Source organism: Streptomyces sp. NPDC001714, assembly GCF_042892755.1.
Lineage (GTDB): Bacteria > Actinomycetota > Actinomycetes > Streptomycetales > Streptomycetaceae > Streptomyces.
Genome location: NZ_JBIAUL010000011.1, coordinates 59490 through 79837 on the forward strand (window position 1 = coordinate 59490; position 20348 = coordinate 79837).

The 20348-nt window shown below is 72.7% G+C and carries 15 protein-coding genes and 1 pseudogene; 8 read left to right on the forward strand and 8 right to left on the reverse strand.

Annotated elements, in window-relative coordinates; genetic code table 11:
• Positions 1 to 119: 119 nt before the first annotated feature.
• On the forward strand, positions 120 to 791 hold the full coding sequence (locus ACFY0P_RS27340) for a TetR/AcrR family transcriptional regulator (RefSeq protein ID WP_388918338.1): 672 nt from the start codon (positions 120 to 122) through the stop codon (positions 789 to 791).
• A gap of 9 nt (positions 792 to 800) precedes the next feature.
• Entirely contained in the window at positions 801 to 1967 is a 1167-nt protein-coding gene (locus ACFY0P_RS27345) for an FAD-dependent oxidoreductase (RefSeq protein WP_388918341.1), read from the forward strand.
• On the opposite strand, the gene ACFY0P_RS27350 is transcribed toward ACFY0P_RS27345, so the two are convergent.
• Positions 1942 to 2622: a TetR/AcrR family transcriptional regulator gene (locus ACFY0P_RS27350; protein WP_388918344.1), complete on the reverse strand. Its 681-nt coding sequence runs from the start codon at positions 2620 to 2622 to the stop codon at positions 1942 to 1944. The genes ACFY0P_RS27345 and ACFY0P_RS27350 overlap by 26 nt on opposite strands.
• Before the next feature lie 101 nt (positions 2623 to 2723).
• On the opposite strand from ACFY0P_RS27350, the gene ACFY0P_RS27355 reads away from it, so the two are divergent.
• Positions 2724 to 3281, forward strand: a complete 558-nt coding sequence (locus tag ACFY0P_RS27355) for an NAD(P)H-dependent oxidoreductase (protein ID WP_388918347.1) — start codon at positions 2724 to 2726, stop codon at positions 3279 to 3281.
• Between the two features lie 89 nt (positions 3282 to 3370).
• On the opposite strand, the gene ACFY0P_RS27360 is transcribed toward ACFY0P_RS27355, so the two are convergent.
• The gene (locus ACFY0P_RS27360) at positions 3371 to 4252 is read right to left on the reverse strand and encodes an LLM class F420-dependent oxidoreductase (protein WP_388918350.1); all 882 of its coding nucleotides are present in this window, start codon (positions 4250 to 4252) and stop codon (positions 3371 to 3373) included.
• Positions 4253 to 4518: 266 nt separating this feature from the next.
• On the opposite strand from ACFY0P_RS27360, the gene ACFY0P_RS27365 reads away from it, so the two are divergent.
• Entirely contained in the window at positions 4519 to 5493 is a 975-nt protein-coding gene (locus tag ACFY0P_RS27365) for an alpha/beta hydrolase (protein ID WP_388918353.1), read from the forward strand.
• Between the two features lie 307 nt (positions 5494 to 5800).
• Complete coding sequence (locus tag ACFY0P_RS27370) at positions 5801 to 6631, forward strand: transglutaminase-like domain-containing protein (protein ID WP_388918355.1); 831 nt, start codon at positions 5801 to 5803, stop codon at positions 6629 to 6631.
• Between the two features lie 806 nt (positions 6632 to 7437).
• On the opposite strand, the gene ACFY0P_RS27375 is transcribed toward ACFY0P_RS27370, so the two are convergent.
• Positions 7438 to 7674: a hypothetical protein gene (locus ACFY0P_RS27375; protein ID WP_388918358.1), complete on the reverse strand. Its 237-nt coding sequence runs from the start codon at positions 7672 to 7674 to the stop codon at positions 7438 to 7440.
• A 152-nt stretch (positions 7675 to 7826) separates the two neighbouring features.
• Here ACFY0P_RS27375 and ACFY0P_RS27380 point away from each other — a divergent pair, with 152 nt between their 5' ends.
• Positions 7827 to 8996 carry a helix-turn-helix domain-containing protein gene (locus ACFY0P_RS27380; protein WP_388918361.1) on the forward strand — a complete coding sequence of 390 codons (1170 nt, stop codon included), beginning with the start codon at positions 7827 to 7829 and terminating at the stop codon, positions 8994 to 8996.
• Between the two features lie 39 nt (positions 8997 to 9035).
• Here ACFY0P_RS27380 and ACFY0P_RS27385 read toward each other — a convergent pair.
• The 3 genes and pseudogenes from ACFY0P_RS27385 to ACFY0P_RS27395 form a co-directional block, all read right to left on the reverse strand.
• A pseudogene (locus tag ACFY0P_RS27385) lies at positions 9036 to 9162 on the reverse strand (RNA-guided endonuclease TnpB family protein); the annotation flags it as partial.
• 22 nt (positions 9163 to 9184) lie between these two features.
• On the reverse strand, positions 9185 to 9643 hold the full coding sequence (locus tag ACFY0P_RS27390; RefSeq protein ID WP_388918364.1) for a (2Fe-2S)-binding protein: 459 nt from the start codon (positions 9641 to 9643) through the stop codon (positions 9185 to 9187).
• 32 nt (positions 9644 to 9675) lie between these two features.
• Positions 9676 to 11730: a molybdopterin cofactor-binding domain-containing protein gene (locus tag ACFY0P_RS27395; protein WP_388919044.1), complete on the reverse strand. Its 2055-nt coding sequence runs from the start codon at positions 11728 to 11730 to the stop codon at positions 9676 to 9678.
• 204 nt (positions 11731 to 11934) lie between these two features.
• Between ACFY0P_RS27395 and ACFY0P_RS27400 the strand changes: the two genes are divergently transcribed.
• The gene (locus tag ACFY0P_RS27400) at positions 11935 to 12948 is read left to right on the forward strand and encodes a helix-turn-helix domain-containing protein (protein WP_388918367.1); all 1014 of its coding nucleotides are present in this window, start codon (positions 11935 to 11937) and stop codon (positions 12946 to 12948) included.
• Here ACFY0P_RS27400 and ACFY0P_RS27405 read toward each other — a convergent pair.
• Positions 12942 to 16943, reverse strand: coding sequence for a molybdopterin-dependent oxidoreductase (locus tag ACFY0P_RS27405; RefSeq protein ID WP_388919047.1), 4002 nt, complete (start codon positions 16941 to 16943; stop codon positions 12942 to 12944). The two genes, ACFY0P_RS27400 and ACFY0P_RS27405, sit on opposite strands and share 7 nt — an antisense overlap.
• Positions 16944 to 17259: 316 nt before the next feature.
• On the opposite strand from ACFY0P_RS27405, the gene ACFY0P_RS27410 reads away from it, so the two are divergent.
• A complete protein-coding gene (locus ACFY0P_RS27410) occupies positions 17260 to 19086 on the forward strand; it encodes a SpoIIE family protein phosphatase (protein ID WP_388918370.1) in 1827 nt (608 codons plus the stop codon).
• Positions 19087 to 19261: 175 nt separating this feature from the next.
• Here ACFY0P_RS27410 and ACFY0P_RS27415 read toward each other — a convergent pair whose 3' ends face one another.
• Positions 19262 to 20287 carry an alcohol dehydrogenase gene (locus ACFY0P_RS27415; RefSeq protein WP_388918373.1) on the reverse strand — a complete coding sequence of 342 codons (1026 nt, stop codon included), beginning with the start codon at positions 20285 to 20287 and terminating at the stop codon, positions 19262 to 19264.
• Between the last annotated feature and the right edge of the window lie 61 nt (positions 20288 to 20348).

Genomic DNA, 20348 nt, shown 5'->3' on the forward strand with positions numbered 1-20348 from the left:
TGATTGACGGTTCGACGAGTTGGGCCCTGGCTCATCCGGCGCGGGGGTGCTCCTTACAGTCGTAGGAACATGTTCGTCACGAACTTGTTCGCAACGAACATGTTCGTTATCGTAGACGCATGCCAGCTACTCCCCGCTCCCGCCGCGAGCGTCCCGCCAAGCCGCCCCTGACCAGGGAGGGCATCGTCGCCGCCGCCGTCGGGATCCTGCGCGCCGAAGGCCTGCAGAAGGTGACCATGCGGCGCCTGGCCCAGGACCTCGACACCGGGCCGGCCTCGCTGTACGTCTACGTCCGCAACACCGCCGAGCTGCACGCGGCGGTCCTGGACGAGCTGCTCGGCACCGTCGGCCCGGCCCCGACGGAGGGCGACTGGCGGGAGCGGCTGGAGCGGGTGCTCATCGCGTACACCCGGATGCTCCTGGAGTATCCGAGCCTCGCCCGCTCCGCGCTGACCTCATGGCCGAGCGGCCCGCACTACCTGGACCTGATCGAGACCCTGCTGGGCCTGCTCGACGAGGGCGGGGTACCGCGCGAGCGGGCCGCCTGGGGCGTCGACCTGCTGCTCCAGCGCGCCACCGCGACCGCCGCCGAGCACGCGGGCGAGGCGTCCCGGGAGGACTGGGACGCCCTCGGCCGGGCGCTGAGCCGGGTCTCGGACCGTACCCACCCGCACATCGCCGCCGCCTCCGGGGTGCTCCTTTCGGGGGCACCCGAGGCCCGCGTGTCCTGGGCGTTCCAGGCCTTGATCAACGGCATCGAGCGCACCCCCGTACCCGAACCCCGTGACTAGGAGCTCTTCATGTCCACTCCCCACCACCCCGTCGCGATCGTCGGTGCCGGGCTCGGCGGGCTCGTGCTCGCCCGGGTGCTGCGGGTGCACGGCGTCGAGGCGGCCGTCTTCGACCTCGACGCGTCCGCCGCGGCCCGCACCCAGGGCGGCATGCTCGACATCCACGACGACTCCGGCCAGGTGGCGCTGCGCGCGGCCGGGCTGTACGACGCGTTCCTGGCGCACGTCCACGCGGGCGGCCAGGCGACACGGGTCCTGGACAAGGACGCCCGGGTCCTGCTGGACCTCCCCGACGACGGCGCCGGCGGGCGCCCGGAGATCGACCGGGGCGATCTGCGCCGCCTGCTGATCGGCTCGTTGCCGGAGGGCGTGATCCGCTGGGGCGCGAAGGTCACCGGCGCCCGCCCGCTCGGTGCCGGCCGGCACGAGGTGACGTTCGAGGACGGCGGCTCCTTCACGACCGATCTGCTGGTCGGCGCGGACGGCGCCTGGTCCCGGGTGCGGTCGCTGGTCTCGGACGCGCGGCCCGTGTACACGGGGGTCTCGTTCGTGGAGGCGGACCTGCCGGACGCGGACGTACGGCATCCGGTGAGCGCCGAAGTGGTAGGCGGGGGCATGCTGTTCGCGCTCGGCGCGGGCCGGGGCTTCCTCGGCCACCGGGAGAGCGACGGCAGCCTGCACGTGTACACGGCGGTGGAGGCGCCCGAGGAGTGGCTGGACGGGATCGACTTCGCCGACGCCGACGCGGCCAAGCGGGCCGTGCTCGACCACTTCGGCGACTGGGACAAGAGCCTGCGGGCGCTGGTCGCGGACGCCGAGGGCCCACTGGTGCCGCGGCGGATCCACGCCCTGCCGGTCGGCCACCGCTGGGACCGGGCCCCCGGAGTCACGCTGCTCGGTGACGCGGCGCACCTGATGTCGCCGTTCGCTGGCGAGGGCGCCAACCTGGCGCTGATCGACGGCGCCGACCTGGGCCTCGCGCTCGTCGCGCACCCCGGCGACACCGAGGCCGCCGTGACCGCCTACGAGGAGAAGATGTTCGCGCGCGCCGAGCGGTCCGCCGCGGACTCCGCGGCGAGCGGCGCCATGCTGTTCCGCGCCGACGCGCCGCAGGGCCTGGTCGACATGTTCACCGCCGCCGGGCCGGACGTCAGCGGGGCGGCGCCGTGCGCGTGACGCGGTCGACCAGGTCGGTCCAGCCGGCCTCCAGGCGCTCCATCGGCATCCCGCACTGCCTGGTCAGGTGGTGGATCTGGGCGGGGTCGAGGTACGCGAGCAGTGTCTGGGCGAGCAGTTCGCAGTCCGCGTTCGGCTCTATCTGCCGCAGCAGCATGGTGACGTGGGTGCGCAGCGCCTGTATCGGCGGATTGGCGTAGCGCCGGGTGGGCTCGGGCTGGGCCGCCAGCTGGAGGTCCAGCTGCTCGGCCGAGCGGTAGAGCACCGCGACGCCGAACGCCCGCAGCCGCTCGACCGGCGGGGCACCGGGGCCAAGGGGCGGCGGCCCGCCCAGGAAGTCCGCCTGGAGCTGCCGCGAGGAGTGGTCGAGCAGCGCCATCAGCAGTCCGGTGCGGTCGCCGAAGCGGCGGAAGACCGTGCCCTTGCCCACCTCGGCCGCCGCTGCCACCGCCTCCATGGTCACGCCGGCCACTCCGTGCTCGGCGATCAGCCGGGCGGCGGCCTCCAGCAGCCGGGCACGGTTGCGGGCCGCGTCGGCACGCAGGCACGGCTCTTCGGGAGCGGGCCCGACCTCGAGCAACTGGGGGGCGTCGAAGGGCTCCTGGGGCTGCGGGAGGGGCGGCAGGACGCTGGACATGAAGACAGCGTAAAGCATCGGGAACAGAACTGGACCGAGGTCCGTTTAGGGTGTTACAAATTAACCGGACCCCGGTCCGGATCTGTAACGGCAGTGTTTCACCCCCCTTGGAGTTCCCCATGTCTGTCCGCATCCTTGCGCTCGTCGGCAGCCTTCGCGCCGGTTCGCACAACCGCCAGCTCGCCGAGGCGGCCGTCAAGCTCGCCCCCGAGGGTGCCGTGGTCGAGGTCTTCGAGGGCCTGGCCGACATCCCGTTCTACAACGAGGACATCGACGTCGCGGGCAACGTCCCGGCCGCCGCCGCGAAGCTGCGCGAGGCCGCCCAGGCCGCCGACGCGTTCCTGCTCTTCTCCCCCGAGTACAACGGCACCATCCCGGCCGTCCTGAAGAACGCCATCGACTGGCTGTCCCGCCCGTACGGTGCCGGCGCCTTCGGCGGCAAGCCGGTCGCCGTCATCGGCACCGCCTTCGGCCAGTACGGCGGCGTGTGGGCGCAGGACGAGGCCCGCAAGGCCGTGGGCATCGCCGGCGGCAAGGTGATCGAGGACATCAAGCTGTCGATCCCCGGTTCGGTGACCCGCTTCGCCGAGACCCACCCGGCCGACGACAGCGAGGTCGCCGCCCAGCTGACCGAGGTCGTCGCCCGCCTGCACGGCAACGTGGCCGTGGCCGCCTGAGGCACCACCTGAAAAGGGCCGCTGAGGCACCACCTGAGAGGGGCCGGCACGCGCCGGCCCCTCTCGCGTCTTTCACGCCCCGCCCCCGGTCACTCGATCCCGGCGAGCCGCTCGACGGCCGGGGCGGCGAAGGTCTCCATCCATCCCGAGGTCTCGCCGAGGCGCGGGGACAGGATGACGGTGTCGAGGCCGAGCTTCGCGTAGCCCTCGATGTCCCGGGTGAAGGCGTCCAGGTCGCCCGCGGTGGCCGGCTCGGCACCGTACGCGATGGTCTTGCGGATGGTGTCGTAGTCCCGCCCGACGGCGTCGCAGTGGCCCCGCAGCACCTCCAGCTTGTGCCGCAGCTCCTCCGGGGAGGACGGGATGAGGTTGCAGGCGTCGGCGTACTGGGCGACCAGGCGCAGGGTCTTCTTCTCGCCCTGGCCGCCGATCATGATCTCGGGGCGCGGGGTGCTCACCGGCGCGGGCACGCAGAGCGTCTCGGCGAGCTGGTAGTACCGGCCCTCGAAGGGGCCGTTGTTCTCCGGGTCCCACATCTGCAGGCAGATCCTGAGCGTCTCCTCCAGCCGCTCGAAGCGCTCCGCGAGCGGCGGGTAGGGCACGCCGAGTCCGTGGTGCTCACGCTCGTACCAGGCGGCGCCGATGCCGAGGGTGGCCCGGCCGCCCGACACCACGTCGAGAGTGGTGGCGATCTTGGCGAGGAGCCCCGGGTGCCGGTACGTCACCCCGGTCACCAGGGCGCCGAGCTGCACCGTGGAGGTGCGGCCGGCGAGGTAGCCGAGGGTGGTGTAGGCCTCCAGCATGGGGTCCTCGGCGCCGCCGTTGAACTCCATCTGGAAGTAGTGGTCCATCACCGAGACCCAGCCGACGCCCGCCGCCTCGGCCGCGGCACCGGCGGCGGCGAGTTCGGCGCCGAGGGCGGGTCCGCCGCCGGGATGGTTGAACCGGTTGATGTGCACGCCCACGCGCATGACCGTTCTCCGTTCCGCCCTGATGTGCCGCACTGACGTACCGTGCCGGTGTTCCGCACTGATCGTCGTCTGCCTCCTCGACGCTAGGTCCTGGAGCGCGCTCGAAGTCAAGCCCCGGCGCCGGCCGCCCGGCGCGTCCGGGCACGTTTCCGGACAGGCACCCGCCGGATGGCGGGGAGCTTCCGCCGTCCGGCGGCCCCCGGGGAGCGCACGACTGCCCGGATCATGGGCATACGAGCCGCAGAACACCGCATCGAGGAGCCGCGATGACCGCCGTACCGCCCCCGTTCGACCCCGAACTCTCCGCCGCCCTGGAGCTGATCAAGGACATGATCTCGCCGTCGTTCACGATGGCGGACATCGCCGAGATCCGGCAGGGCGCGGGGATACAGCTCCTCGCCGAGCTGGACCTCACGATGGCGGGCGCGTTCGAGGTGGAGGACCGTACGGTCCCCGGCCCCGCGGACGCGCCGGAGATCTCGCTCCTGATCTGCCGCCCGGTCGCCCCGGCCGCCTCCGGTCCGCTCCCGGTGATCTACCACGTGCACGGCGGCGGCATGGTGCTCGGCAACAACCGGGTGGGCGTGGACGTCCCCCTGGCCTGGGCGAAGGAGCTGGGCGCTGTGGTGGTGTCGGTGGAGTACCGGCTGGCGCCCGAGCACCCGCATCCGGCGCCGGTCGAGGACGTGTACGCCGGCCTGCTGTGGACGGCGGAGCACGCGAAGGAGATCGGCGGCGACCCGGAACGGATCGTGATCGCCGGCGCCAGCGCGGGCGGCGGCCTCACCGCGGCCCTTGCCCTGCTCCTGAGGGACCGTCGGGGTCCTTCCGTGATCGGCCAGATGCTGATGTGCCCGATGCTCGACGACCGCAACGACACCCCCTCCAGCCACCAGATGAAGGGCCTCGGCGTCTGGGACCACACGTCCAACGAGACCGGCTGGACCGCCCTGCTGGGCGAACACCGGGGTGGCCCCGACGTCTCCCCCTACGCGGCCCCGGCCCGCGCCACCGACCTCACGAACCTCCCTCCGGCCTTCCTCGACGTCGGCTCCGCCGAGACCTTCCGCGACGAGACCGTCACCTACGCCTCCCGCATCTGGCAGTCCGGCGGCATCGCCGAACTCCACGTCTGGCCCGGCGGCTTCCACGGCTTCGACGGCTTCGCCCCACAGGCCGCCGTGTCCCAGTCGGCGAGGGCGGCCCATGTGGACTGGCTGCGGCGAATGCTGGCGCGCTGAGCGCCTGTCGGGCCCGCGGTCAGCGCGGGCCCAGCCCCAGCTCCCTGCGGTACGGCGGTCGTGGGCCCGCGGTGGCGGTGATGGCCGTGCAGGTCGGGTGGGTGGTGCAGGGGGCGGTCGGGGTCAGGAGGGTGTTGGACGTGAAGTGGAGGTGCTGGGGGTCGCCACAGTCGGGGGCGGGGGGCCAGGCTCCCGGGTAGGGGCGGCGGGCGAGCCAGGTGGGGACCTTGTCGTCCCAGTAGTCGAGTCTCAGTGGAACTCGGCGACGCGGTCCTTGTGTCAGAACGGCCCTCTACGATCCCCGGTCATGACCGATGACGCGCTCGATTACTCCCTGCCCGGTCCGCTCACCCTCCTTGCCGCCGACCAATTAGGGCTCATCAAGGGCCTACCGAAGGACCCGGTCGGCATTTGTGCTGCCGTACAGAGCCTGGTCATCCAGCCGACCGACGCCGCCGCCCTCGGCCTTCCCCGCGAGCGGCTCGCGGAGAAGAACATCCGGCCGGTGAACGAGCTGATCGCCACGCTGACCGCGCTGGACCCCGCTCCCCTGCACCATGCCCGGGCACCCGAGACAAGGGTGGTGGGCACGTGCCGCCACTTCGCCACCATTGCCTGCGCGATCCTTCGGGCGCGGGGCATCCCCTCCAGGGCCAGGTGCGGCTTCGGCACCTGCTTCCTGGAGGGACGAGGCGTCGACCACTGGATCACCGAGTACCGGAACGCCGACGAACGGCGCTGGGTACGCGTCGACACGGAACATCTCGACCACGGCTACGTCGAGCACCCGCAAGACCTCGCACCGGGCGAGTTCCTGACCGGCGGCGAAGCGTGGATACAGCACCGCAAGGGACTGATCGATCCAAAGCTGTTCGGGGTGTTCGGCACCGATCACGCCTGGGGACCTGCCGAGATCAGCGGCAACGCGGTCCGCGACCTTGCGGCCCTCTGCAAGCGGGAGATGCTGCCCTGGGACGAGTGGGGCCGGATGACCGGAGCCTACGAGGGCAAGACCGGCCCCGACTACGACCGGCTCATCGATACGGTCGCTGAGGCTTGTCTTGGAGAGGATCCGATCGCCCTGACCGGTCTGTTCGCCCACGAGGATCTCACGGTTCCACACCACATGATCAGCTGATGCGCGCCACGCCCCCTTCCTGGCGATCGCGCCGAAGCATCGGATCTGATCAGCCCCAACTCACCGCACCAGCACCTGATCTGATCCACAAGGCACCGCTTACGACGCCCCTGCGATGCAACCACTTACAGCGGGACACCTGGGGCTCTCAGGCAGTCCCAGCCGAAGTGAAAACCCCAGATCTGGACTACAGCAGCAGATCACTTCCACTGGGAGCGGACAGCAGCAACCCGTGTCGGTCGAAACAGCTTTTACTTCCTTTCAAGGGCGCGCCTGCGGCGCGCCGGGCCACCCGGCCGCCCCGGCCGGGCGTGCGGCGTGACCGCCGAGCCCGTCCGGTCGCCGGACGCCCCTAGGCCGCAGCAGTCCTGGGACATCGTGGGCCGAGGGTCGACGACCTCCGAGACTTCACGCAGCTCCCATGGGGCGAGCCCGAAGAACAGGGGGCCCGTCGGGCACAGCAGCGGGTAGGTCCAAGTTCCAAGGACTGCCCGATCAGCTGGCGAGCGTAAGGCTCCCTGTTCACTCGCCCCATGGCAGCTACCGCCCAAAGTCTCTGCGGCCGGCGACGTGCCCACCTGCACCGCTCACCGGGGAAAAGACGCGTCAGTCTGCGTCCTGTTCGCCGAGGAGGAGTTCGTCCCCGGAGGGGAAGCGGGCGGTGCCGCCCTCCTCCCAGGTGACCACCACGGCCAGCCCGCCCATCGGTCCCTGATCGGCCCTCACCGTCTTCACCCTGCGCCACTGACCCTCGTAACCGATCACATCACCGGGGACGACGAGGGCGGCGCGTTTCGTGGGGACGCTTAATTGCTCTCGGCGCGACGGACGTGGTCCAAAGGGGTGTCCCACTCGATGCCACCCCCTCGCGGGCGGATGTACGCGGTCCGGCTGACGATCCGGCCGGAGTCCTTCAGCCGTTCCTCGATCACGTCCTGGAGCTCACCCGTGCGTCCCGAGGCTCTGTCCTCGACGAGCGTGCCCTGCGGGTACGGCAGGGTGCCGTGATCGAGCATCGTGGCTGGCTTCTCAATCTGTGTCATGAGTCCTCGTCCCACCTGGGCATACGTGTGTCACCCAAGAGAACTCCCGCTGTGCAGACCCAACTTGCACAGCTCTTGCACAACGGCCTGGAGCGGGAGGGACAGAGTGAGACGATGGACGCAACGGACGTCGAGCGGGGAAGACGTACAGGATGAGCGCGATCAGGATTCCCGGACCCGGTACGAACGTGGCCGTCTGCCGCAAGGCACGCGGCCTCAGCCAGGTCGCCCTTGCCCGCCGGGCAGGCGTGTCGGTTTCACTGCTCAGCAAGATCGAGATCGGCGATCGGGCCCTCACACAGGGCATCGCCGCATCCCTCGCACAGGCCATGGGGCTCACCCTCGACGAACTGTTGGGCACGGAACCCGTCGCCAAGACGGACGAGGCGAGCCTGGCCGCCCTCAACCACGCCATCCGTCGCTTCGACATCCCGGACGCCCCGCCACCGCATCCTGAGGACCTCCCGCGCGAACTGGACCGGCTGAACGAGTACCGCTACCGCACCGAGCTGGGGACAGTCCTTCAGAGGCTGCCCGAGGTGCTGGCGAAGTCGACCAACTACGCGCACGCCACGCAGTCGCCCGACGCGTGGACCCGCGTAGCCGACACGTACTCGGTGGTGTACTGGCTCGCTGCCAGGTTCCGGTGGATGCACCTGGCCGAACTGGCCGTCATGAAGCAGAGGCTGGCTTCAGAGCGCGCGCACCCGATCGCCGCCACGGTGGCTGCCCGGGACGAGGCCGGGACTTTTCTCAACTCGGGAGACTTCGCGGGCGGGATGGCGATCGTCGACCGCGCGATCGTCGAGGCCGAGTCCACGCTTGAGGGTCGCGACCGTGCGTTCGGTCTGGGCATTCTGCACCTGCGCGGGCTCACCCTGGCCGGTCGGCTCAAGGACGAGGCCGCCGCCGGGGAACACATCCGGGCGGCATGGCGGACGGCCGAGGATTACGGCGTGGACGCCGACGAGCACGGCATCCACTTCGGGCCGGACCAGACCGCCACTCACGTCATCTCGACGTACTCCGACATGGACCAGCACCGCCGAGCACTGGACACGGCCGACGACCTCATCCGGGAGGGCACCTCACTGCCCGCGACCCGCATCGGCCCGCTGCACATGAACCTGGGCCGATCTCATCTGGCCCTGGGCGACCGCGACTCCGCTCTCGAAGCCCTCGAGGAGGCATGGAACGTAGCTCCCGAGATGGCCCGCGTTCACCCGACGAGCCAAGAACTCATGCGTGTGCTGACCTCACTGCACCGCCGCAGCAATCCGAGGCTGACCCGGCTGGCCAAGCGCGCTGGCGTGCCTTTCTGACCCGCCTGGAGCGGGCAAGACTGCATGAACGTCCGTTGATGAACGACGTCCAGCCCGCGTCATAAACGCTCTTGGCCAGCCGGGTGCGCGCGAGTCCTCTGACCGCCAGGTCCTCCACGGCGACCGCTCGGTTCTCGCCGATCAGCCAGGTGGAGAGCTGGTGGTGGGGAGGTGGAGCGGGCCGGGACTCAACCCCCCTTCGCCGACGCCTGCTTGATCGCCTCCCTGATCCTGGAGTAGGTGCCGCAGCGGCAGACGTTCTCGATGGCGTCGATGTCGGCGTCCGTCGGGTGCGGGGTGCGTTTGAGGAGGGCGGCGGCCGCCATGATCTGGCCGGGCTGGCAGAACCCGCACTGGGCCACGTCGCAGTCCAGCCAGGCCTGCTGGACGGGGTGCAGGGTGTCCCCGTCGGCCAGGCCCTCGATGGTGGTGACCGCGCGGTCCGCGCAGTCGGCGACCGGGACCGTGCACGGCTGGATCTCCTCCCCGTCGAGGTGGCTGGTGCAGGCGCGGCAGACGCCCACCCCGCAGCCGTACTTGGGGCCGGTGACGCCGAGCAGGTCGCGCAGGACCCACAGGAGGGGCATGTCGGCGGGGGCCTCGACCGTCACCGGTTTGCCGTTGAGGACGAACGAATACGAACGCATCGGTGCCTTCTGGGAGTTGGGAACGAGGCTGGTCAGAAGTCGAGGGGGAAGCTGCGGGGCTTCCTGCCGGTGGCGCGGGCGTAGGCGTTGGCGACCGCGCCCGCCGCAGCGGGGACGCCGAGTTCGCCGGCACCGCCCGGATCCCCGCCGGACGGGATGATGTGCGCCTCGAACTCCAGTGGGGCGTGCCGCTGGCGGGCGTAGTGGAAGTCGGCGAAGCTGCCCTCGCGGACCGCGCCGCGGTCGATGTGCAGCCCGGCGCGCAGCACGGTGGAGATGCCGTCGACGGCGGTGCCCATGAGCTGTGCCTCCAGGCCGCGCGGGTTGACGGCCGTACCGACGTCGGCGGCCATCACCACCTTGGTGACCCGGGGGTTCTTCGGATCGGTGGCGTCGATCTCGGCCAGGCAGGCGACGGCGGAGCCGTACTCCTCGTGGACGGCGACGCCCTGGGCGGTGCCGGCGGGCATCCGGCGTCCCCAGTGCCCGGCGGCGGCCGCCTTGGCGAGGACGGCCTTCACCGTCTTGCTCCGCAGGGTGGTACGGCGGAAGGCGACCGGGTCCCGGCCCAGTGCGCGGGCGATGTCGTCGACGACGATCTCCTCCGCCGTGCGCATGGTCCCGGAATCCACCGAGCGCCAGGCGCCGAGCGGTACCGGCAGTTCGATGCCGCCCGAATCGCCGTCCACCCGGCCGAAGTTGTACAGCCCGCTGTCACTGGGCAGCGGACGTACCGTGGCGGACTGCGCGGTCAGGCCCTGCTCGTCGGACGACTCCCCCACCGAGGCCGACATGTGCCGGAAGGCCACCACTCGCCCCCCGGCGACGCTGGCCCGGATCCGGTGGTGGTCGGCGGGGCGCATCCTGCCGTGCCGGATGTCGTCGTTGCGGCTCCACATCAGCTTCACGGGCCGGCGAGCCGCCTTGGAGATGAGCGCGGCCTCGGTCGCCTGGTCGAAATTGAGGCGCCGCCCGAACGAGCCGCCACCGCGCAGCACATGGACGCGTACGGCGGTGTTCGGGAGTCCCAGGAGGCCGGCGACGGTCTCGCGGGCCTCCATCGGGGTCTGGGTGGCGAACCACAGCTCGGCCCGGTCGGCACGGACGTCGGCGACGGCCGTGAGCACCTCCATCGGGGCATGGCTGACGAACGCGAACGCGAACTCGCCCTCGATCTGCGTCGATCCGCGCGGCGGGGTGCCGAGCCGGGGCACCGCGGCCCGCAGCCGGGCGCGGATCTCCTTGTCGGACAGGGGAGCGAGAGGGCCGTCGGCCCAGGTGATCCTCAGCGCGTCCCGGGCCTGGAAGGCGTGGTGGAAGGTCTCCGCCACGACGGCGACCCCGCCCGGGATCCTCACGACGGCGTGGACGCCGGGCAGGGCGCGGGCCGCCGTGTCGTCGAGGGAGAGCAGCTTGCCGCGCAGGGTCGGGGGCCGGGCCACCACGGTCGGCAGCGCGCCCGCCACCGCCAGGTCCCCGGCGTACTTCGCGGCGCCGGTGACGATGTCCCGGGCGTCGATCCTGGTCGTCGGTTTCCCGATCACCCGGTGCCGGGAGGCCGGCTTGGGCTTGCTCGACACGTCCGGGGTGCGGATCCGGGCCGCGCTCGCGGTGAGCGAGCCGAAGGTGGCCGTCCGGCCGTCGGGGGCCACGACCATGGTGTTCCAGGTGCGCAGGATGCGCGCGGGGAGCCGCCAGCGGCGGGCGGCCGCGGTCACCAGCCGGGCGCGCGCGGTGGCGGCCAGCTGCCGGGCCGGGCCGTACAGCGAACTGACCGAACTGGAGCCGCCGGTGTACTGGTTGCCCTTGCTGCGGGCGTCGGCGAGCGGGATCCGCACGTCGGCGAGGCGGGCGTCCAGCTCCTCGGCGATCATCATGGCTACGGCGGTGGTGATGCCCTGCCCGACCTCGACTCGGGGCAGCCGTACGACGACCTCGTTGGCGGCGGTGACCTCCAGGACGAGCATCTCCTCGTCGGTGCCGGTGACCAGGACGCCGGGGGCCTCGGTGGCTCCGTCGGCCCGCGAGGTGTCGCAGCCGAGCGGGGCGGCGACCGTGAGGGTGGTCGCGGCCACCGTGTAGACCATGAATCTCCGGCGGGACGGTCCGGCGGCGGCCCGCCGGGGCTCGTTGCGGTCCAAGCGGGGGCTCCTGTCGGTCGGTTCCGGTGTCGGCGCTGTGGGGCGCCGCGTCTCGCGGGTCTCGACACCTAGGAGGGGCGGGCGTCCGCATCGGTTGCCTGCCGCGCCGGGCGCTCCTCGCCGTACGGCGCGATGGCGCATGATGGCCGTATGAAAGAGCTGGCGGGGCGGCTGGCCGCGGTGGACCCGGATGCCGGGGCCGCCGTCGCGGTGATCGCCTACTTCGACCGGCTGGCCGAGGCCCGGGCCGGTCTGGAGGCGCTGGTGCGCGGGGCCGCCGTGCTCGCCGGGTGTCCGGCGCTGCTGGCCGACGAGGAGCGGCGGGTCCGGCTGCGGGTGGAGCCGGACGGCCGGCGCACGGACGCCGTCGGCCCGCCCGAGACGGGCTGGCCCTGCGCGCCGCTGGTGCCGGGCGGCCCGCCGGCGCTGTGGCTGGAGCGGGCCGGGGCCGACGGTCCGAGCGTGGTCGACGCGGTGATCCTGGAGCGGGCCTCGGCGGCCGTACGGTCCGTGCTCGACCGCACCCGGGGGCGGGCCCCGGGGCCGCCGGCGGACGACCCCGCGCTGGTCGAGACGGTCCTGGACGCCGGCGCCCCGCTACCGGCCCGGCTGCACGCGGCCCGCAGGCTCGGCCTGGACACCGCCGACCCGGCGGCGCGGTTCCGTGCGGTGGCGGTGGCCGGCGGGCCGCCCCTGATCGTGGCCGACGGCGCTCCGCCGGTGCTGCCGGTGGGACGTGCGGGGGTCGGGACAGCCGTGGCCGCCGTGGACCTCCCCCGGTCCTGGGCGGCGGCCCGTACCGCGCTGCGGTTCACCTCCGACGGCGGGGCGCAGGAGTCCGGCCCTCCCGTCGTGCACGCCGACGAGCTGGGCGGGGTCGCGCTGCTCGCCGATCTCGTCGTACCCGGTGCGGAACCGGCGCCCGACGTCCGTGCCGTGCGGGCCGCCGCGGCGGACGCACCCTGGATGTTGCGCACGCTGCACGCGGTCGCGTCGACGGCGAGCCTGCGGGCGGCGGCCGCCGACATCAACGTCCATCACTCCACGCTCCAGGACCGGTTGACGCACGCCGAACATCTGCTGGGCTGGCCGGTGCGGACCCCGCAGGGCCGGTTCCGGCTGCAACTGGCCCTCACCATGCACCACCTGATGGAAAGTCAGTAGACGTCCCGGACGTACCGTTTGTCCGCGGCCAGCTGCTTGACGTACACCGTCGCCTCGTCCTCGGTCAGTCCGCCGTGCACGGTGGCGATGTCCTTGAGGGCCCGGTCGACGTCCTTGGCCATCCGGGAGGCGTCGCCGCAGACGTAGAAGTGGGCGCCGTCCTGGAGCCAGGACCACAGCAACGGGCCGTGTTCGCGCATCCGGTCCTGGACGTAGACCTTGGCGCGCTGGTCGCGGGAGAAGGCGGTGTCGAGGCGGCTCAGGGTGCCCTCGGTGAGCAGGGCGGTGAGCTCCTCCTCGTAGTAGAAGTCGGTGGCCCGGTGCTGTTCGCCGAAGAACAGCCAGTTGGGGGCGCGGTGGCCGCGGGCGCGGCGCTCCTCCAGGAAGCCGACGAACGGTGCCACGCCGGTGCCGGGGCCGACCATGACCATGGGGGTCGCCGGGTCGGCGGGCGGCCGGAAGTGCGGGGAGCGCTGGACGTGCACCGGTACCGGTGTGCCGGGTTCGGCGTCGGCGAGGAACGGCGAGCAGACGCCCTGCCGGGACCGGCCGTGCAGGTTCTCGTAGCGGACGACGGAGACGGTGAGCGAGACCTGGTGGGGATCGGTGAGCGGGCTGGACGAGATGGAGTAGAGGCGCGGTTGCAGCCTGCCGAGGACGCCCACCCATTCGTCGGCGGCGGCGCGGATCCCGAACTCGGCGACGACGTCGACCGCCTGGCGTCCCCAGGACCACTTGGCCAGCTCGTCCTTGTTGTCGGGGCGCAGCAGCTTCCGCAACTCGCGCGGGTCACGGGTGCGTTCGGCGGCGAAGCGGAGCAGGTCCGGGGTGACGCGGGTGATGTCCAGATGGCGGGAGAGGGCCTCGGCGAGGGGGACTTCGCCGACTCCGTCGACGTGCACGCCGGTTGCGGCGTCGAGTCCGGTCACGTCCAGCCATTCCGCCACCAGCTCGCGGGAGTTGAGGGGACGGACGCCGAGCGCGTCGCCCGCCTCGTAGACCAGCGGGGTCTCGCTGTCGCGGGTGTCGAAGGTGAAGCGGCGGACCTCCTTGCCGGCGCCGGGCAGGCTGAGCAGCCGGTTGCCGACGAGGCGGGCGGTGGTGGGGGCGGGGCGCCGGGACTTGGCCGGTGCGGGGGCCGGCGGCGCGGAGCCGTCCTTGAGCGCGCCCAGCACCTGGTCCAGCCAGGCCTCCGCCTGGGTCTCGTAGTCCGGTTCGCAGTCGGTGCGCGGCGCGATCCGGACCGCGCCGAGTTCGTCCATACGGCTGTCCAGGCGCCGGCCGTGCCCGCAGAAGTCGTCGTAACTGGAGTCGCCGAAGGCCAGCACGGCGTACCGGCGGCCTTCGAGGCGCCCGGCGTCGAGGGCCGCCAGGCCGTCCCAGAAACCGGCGCCGTTGTCGGGGGCGTCGCCGTCGCCGAAGGTGCTGGTGATCAGGAGCAGGTCGGCGCCGGTGGGCAGGGCGGCCGGGTCGGCCTGGTCCATGGCGACGAGGGAGGCCGCGTGGCCGCCCGCGGTGAGGCGCTCGGCGGCGGTGGCGGCGAAGTCCTCCGCGTTGCCGGTCTGCGAGGCCCAGAGGACCACCACCTGGCGGCCGGGCGTGGGCAGCGGAGCCGGGGGCTCGGCGGACCGCGAGTACATGCCGGCGAGGGTGCCGTTGACCCACAGGGCGTGCTCGGGGCTGAACGGCGCGTCCGGCGGCAGCACGGGGACGCCCGGGGCGCCGGCCGGGACGCCGGCGAGGAAGCCGACCAGGTACTGCCGTTCCGGCGCGGTGAGGACGGGTGGCGGGGCGGGGTCGAGGCCGAAGACGGAGGCGGCGGAGGGCGGCACGGCGCCGGGCACGGCCGCGGCGGCCGCGGGTGAGACGGCGGCGGCCGGGGTCTCCTGGGCACCCGGCGCCCGCACGCTCACCGGTGTGGACACCTTGGTCAGCGACACCGCGCACACCTTCAGCTCGGGCTGGAACGACAGGGGATCGACCGCGTCGCTGGTCACGGCGTTGACGCTGAGGTACTCGCCGAACAGGTCGTTCCAGTGGAAGGGCGCGAAGCAGGAGCCGGGCCGTACCCGGTCCGTGACGACCGCCGGCAGCACCGCCCGGCCGCGCCGCGAGGCGACCTCCACGGAGTCGCCGTCGGCGAGCCCGAGCGCGGCCGCGTCCTCGGGGTGGACCTCGACGAACGGGCCGGGGTTGAGCTTGTTCAGCTTGGCGACCTTCGCGGTCTTGGTCAGGGTGTGCCACTGGTGCTGGAGACGGCCGGTGTTCAGGACGAACGGGTAGTCGTCGTCCGGCATCTCGGCGGGATCGAGGTGCGGCCGGGCGTGGAAGGCGGCGCGTCCGGAGGCGGTGGGGAAGGTGAGGGAACCGTCGGAGCCGACGTACCGGACGGGGTTGCGGTCGGGGCCGTCGGCGGTGGCGGCCGGCCACTGGACGGGGGCGGTGCGCAGCCGGTCGTAGGTCACGCCCCGCAGGTCGTAGCCGGTCTGCGGGTTGTGGAAGCGTTTTATCTCCTCGAAGATCTCCGCCGCGCTGTCGTAGGAGAAGCCGTCCGTGTATCCCATCGCGCGGGCCACGCCGGCGATCAGCCGCCAGTCGGCGGTGGCCTCGCCGGGCGGGTCGGCGGCGGGGCGGGCGAGGGTGAGGGTGCGCTCGCTGTTGACGAGGACGCCCTCGGTCTCGGTCCACAGGGCGGCGGGCAGGACGACGTCGGCGTAGGCGTTGGTCTCGGTGTCGGTGAAGACGTCCTGGGTGACGACGAACTCGGCGGCCTCCAGGCCCTCGATGACGGTCCTGCGGTTGGCGACGGAGGCGACGGGGTTGGTGCAGATGATCCAGCAGGCCCTGATCTCGCCGTCGGCCATCTTCTGGAACATCTCGACGGTGCCCTTGCCGACGCCGTCGGCGCGGATGGCGCCGGGCTGCAGCCCCCACTGCTCCTCGACGAACGCGCGGTCGGCGTCGACGAGGACCGACCGCTGGCCGGGCAGCCCCGGTCCCATGTAACCCATCTCGCGGCCGCCCATGGCGTTGGGCTGGCCGGTGAGGGAGAGCGGGCCGCTGCCGGGGCGGCAGATCTTCCCGGTGGCGAGGTGCAGGTTGACCAGCGCGTTGGTGTTCCACGTCCCGTGTGTGGACTGGTTGAGGCCCATGGTCCAGCAGCTGGTCCACTCCCCCGCCTCGCCGATCAGCCGGGCCGCCGCGCGCAGGTCGGCCTCGGGAATCCCGGTGACGTCGGCGACGGCGGCCGGCGGGTAGTCGGCGAGGAACTCCGGCATCCCCTCCCAGCCCTCGGTGTACGCGGCGATGAAGTCGGGGTCGGTGTGCCCGTTCTCGTGGAGGAGGTGGAGCAGGCCGTTGAGGAGGGCGAGATCGGTGCCGGGCTTGACCTGCAGGAACAGGTCGGCCTTGGCGGCCGTGGCGGTACGGCGCGGGTCGACGACGATCAGCTTCGCGCCCGCCTTCACCCGGTCCATCAGGCGCAGGAAGAGGATCGGATGGCAGTCGGCCATGTTGGCGCCGATGACGAGGAAGACGTCGGCCTTGTCGAGGTCCTGGTACGAACCGGGCGGGCCGTCGGCGCCGAGGGAGAGCTTGTAGCCGGTGCCGGCGCTGGCCATGCACAGCCGGGAGTTGGACTCGATGTTGTTGGTGCGGAGCCAGCCCTTGGTGAGCTTGTTGGCGAGGTACTGGGCCTCCAGGCTCATCTGGCCGGAGACGTAGAGGGCCACCGCGTCCGGTCCGTGCTCGTCGACGATCGCGCGCAGCCGCCGCGCGGTCTCGGCGACCGCCGCGTCCACGGCCGACGGCACCGCCTCCTCCCCCCGCTCGGGCCGCAGCAGGGCGGTGGTCAGGCGGCCGGGCGCGGCGAGCATGTCGGCGGTGGTGGCGCCCTTCGTGCACAGCCGGCCGAAGTTCGCGGGGTGCTCCTTGTCGCCGGAGGCCTTCAGGACGGTACGGCGGCCGTCCGGGCCGGTGCCGATGTCCAGGACCATGCCGCAGCCGACCCCGCAGTACGAGCAGACGGTCCGCACCCTGCCGGTGTCGGTGCTGCGCGAGTCCGGCGCGGCCACGGGCGCCCCCTGTTCGTGCTGGTCAGTCTCTTCCATCCGCCCCCGACCGTATGTACGGCTGATTACGCCGGCGTCACCGCTCCCGATCAACGGGGGTTAAGGCCGCCGCACAGCCCCGCTCCGGGCGATGTGAGCGAAGGCGCCCGGCATGCCGGCCGGCGCCCTCCCGGGATGCGCCGTGCCGGGACCTGTTGCACGATGAGGGCGGCCGAGGGAGGGGGCAGGCGAGGAGGACCGGGTGGACAGGGACACCTCCTCACGACGACGGGCCGCATCGGCACCGACGACCGCACCGGCGGCAGCGACCGCACGGGACACACCGAGGTCACCGGGTGCACAGGACGCCCCGAAGGCGCAGGTCGCACCGGTCGCGCGGGGCACACCGGCTTCGGCCGCGGCGGACGCACCCCCCGTCGGCATCGGCTACCTCGACATGCTGCGCGGCATCGTCGAGGACGCGGCCGTGGGGTTCGCGGTCCTCGACACCGAGCTGCGCTACCTCTACGTCAATCCGCACATGGCCCGGGCTACGGGCCTGCCCGCCGCCGCGTACCTCGGCCGCACCCAGCGCGAGGTGCTGCCGCACATCCAGCGGCCCGACCAGGTGCTGCGGGACGTCATCCGCGACGGACGGCCGCGCGAGGCCGTCGTCACCGGGCGCACCTGGGTGGACTCGCCGTACCAGGTCCGGGAGTGGCGGTGCGTGTACCACCGGCTCGCGGACAGCACGGGCAAGGTGGTGGGCGTCGCCGCGGTGGGCCTGGAGATCAGCGAGCCGCAGCAGTACGTGTACGAGCTGGAGCGCGCCCACCGGCGGCTGGCGCTGCTGGACTCGGCCGCGTCCCGGATCGGCACCGGCACCGACGTCGCCGGGACCTGCCGGGAGCTGGCGGAGTTCGTCGTACCGGAGCTGGCGGACGCGGCCGGGGTGGAGCTCAGTCCGCCGGACACCGTGTCGGCGCGGCGGACGCCGACCCGGCTCGCGGCGTACGCCACGCGTCCCGGGCTGGTCACGGGGCTGGCGGCCCTCGACTCGCGCGGCGAACTGGTCGGCTGGCCGCGCGGCACCGGGACCCGGCGGAACCTGGCGGCGGGCCGGATCTGGCGGCGCAACGCGATCACCGCGGCGCAGTGGCGCTCGCTGATCCCGCGCTGGGCGCCCGCCCAGGCGTGTCTGACCGCCCGGGTCCACTCGGTGCTGCTCGCCCCCCTGGTCTCGGACGGCCGGGTCCTCGGCATCCTGCTGCTGGCCCGGGCCGGGGACTCCGGGCCGTTCTCGAACGAGGACGCCACGGTGGCCCGCGAACTCGCCGCGCGCGCCGCCCGTGCCCTGGACCGGGCGGTCCGCTTCGAACGCGAGCACACCATGGCCCTGGAGCTGCAGCGGGCCCTGCTCGCCGAGCCCGGCCAGCTCCAGCAGCACGCCGGTGTGGAGACCACCGCGCGCTACCGTCCCGCCGACGACGGCTCGATGATCGGCGGCGACTGGTACGACGTCCTCGCACTGCCCGACGGCCGCACGATGCTGGTCATCGGGGACGTGATGGGCCACGGTGTGGACGCGGCCGTGGCGATGAGCCACTACCGTTCGACGCTGCGCGCCCTGGCCCTCGCGGGACTCTCACCGCGCCGCATCCTGCAACACGCGGACCGCATGGTCGCCGACTCCGGCTTCGAGCGGGTGGCCACCTGCTTCCTCGCGCTCGGCGACCCGGGCGTCGCCACGCTCACCTACGCCAGCGCCGGCCACCTGCCGCCGGTCTGGCTCACCCCGGAGGGCGAGATGCGGCTGGTCCCGGTGCCGGTCGGCCCGCCGCTGGGCAGCGGGCTCGGCCGGTACGAGCAGGGCGTCACCCCGGAACGCGGCGGGGTGCTGCTCCTGTACACGGACGGTCTTGTGGAGCGGCGCGGCGAGGACATCGACCGCGGTCTGGCACGGCTGACGGGACTGTCGCTGTGCGCCACCGATCCGCTGGACAAGATCCTCGACACGGTCCTCGCGCACCTGGCGACCGGCTCCGAGGACGACATCGCGCTGCTCGCGGCCCGCGCGGTACGCGGCTGAGGGCACGCCCGTACGCCTGGGCGAGGAGGGCGGCGCGGCCGGTGCGGTACGCGGCTGAGCGCACGCCCGTACGCCTGGGCGAGGAGGGCGGCGCGGCCGGTGCGGGACGCGGCTGAGCGCACGCCCGTACGCCTGGGCGAGGAGGGCGGCGCGGCCGGTGCGGGACGCGTGACGCTCAGTCGTAGGTGAGGACCATCCGGAAGCGCGCGGCTCCGGTGAGCATCTTCTGGTAGGCCTCGTCCGCCTGCTCCAGCGGTACGGCCTCGATCGTCGGGCGGATCCCGTGCAGGGCGCTGAAGTCCATGGTGTCCTGCACCTCCTGCGCGGTGCCGGACGGATGGCCGCGGACCACCCGTGCGGTCCCGACCAGCTGGAACGGGCTCACCCCGAGCGGCTCGGCATCGATGCCGATCACGACCAGCTCACCCCGGGGGGCCAGCCCGTCCATGGCCGCCGAGATCGCCTGGGAGTTGCCCGCGGTGGCGAGCACGGCCTTGGCGCCGCCGAGCGACTGGAGGGCCTCCGCGACCGGGGTCTCGGCCGTGGAGTCGACGTAGTGGTGGGCGCCGAGCTGCTTGGCGAAGTCGGCCTTCTCGGCGCCCCGGGCGACGGCCACCGTCTCGAAGCCCATGGCCACCGCGTACTTCACCCCGAGGTGGCCGAGCCCGCCGAGGCCGACGACGGCGACCAGGTCACCGGGCCGGGCCGGGCTGCGCCGCAGGCCGTTGAAGGTGGTCACGCCCGCGCAGCCCAGGGGGGCCGCGTCGGCCGAGGTCAGCCCGTCGGGGATGCGGGCCAGGGCGTCGACCGGCGCGATCACCTGCTGGCCGAAGCCGCCGTCGTAGTTCCAGCCGGGCGTCTTCATGTTCTCGCAGACGATGAAGTCGCCCTCGCGGCAGGGCTTGCAGTGGCCGCAGCTGCCGCCGAACCAGCCGACCCCCACCCGGTCGCCGATCTGCCATCCCCAGTCCTCGATGCCCTCGCCGAGTTCCTCGATCCGCCCGGCGATCTCGTGCCCGGGTACCACCGGGAACGTGACACCGGGCAGCGCGGCGGTGACGAAGAAGGTGTCGCTGTGGCAGATGCCGCACGCCTCCACGGCGATCCGCACATGGCGCGGGCCGGGCCTCGGCACCTCCCGCTCGACGATCTCGAACGGCCCGCCCAGAGCGGTCACCTGCGCGACTCGGTAGATACTCATGGGTCTCTCCCGGAACGGGTACGACGGGTAGGGTCCGAAGCCCCCTCACCCAGCACACCAG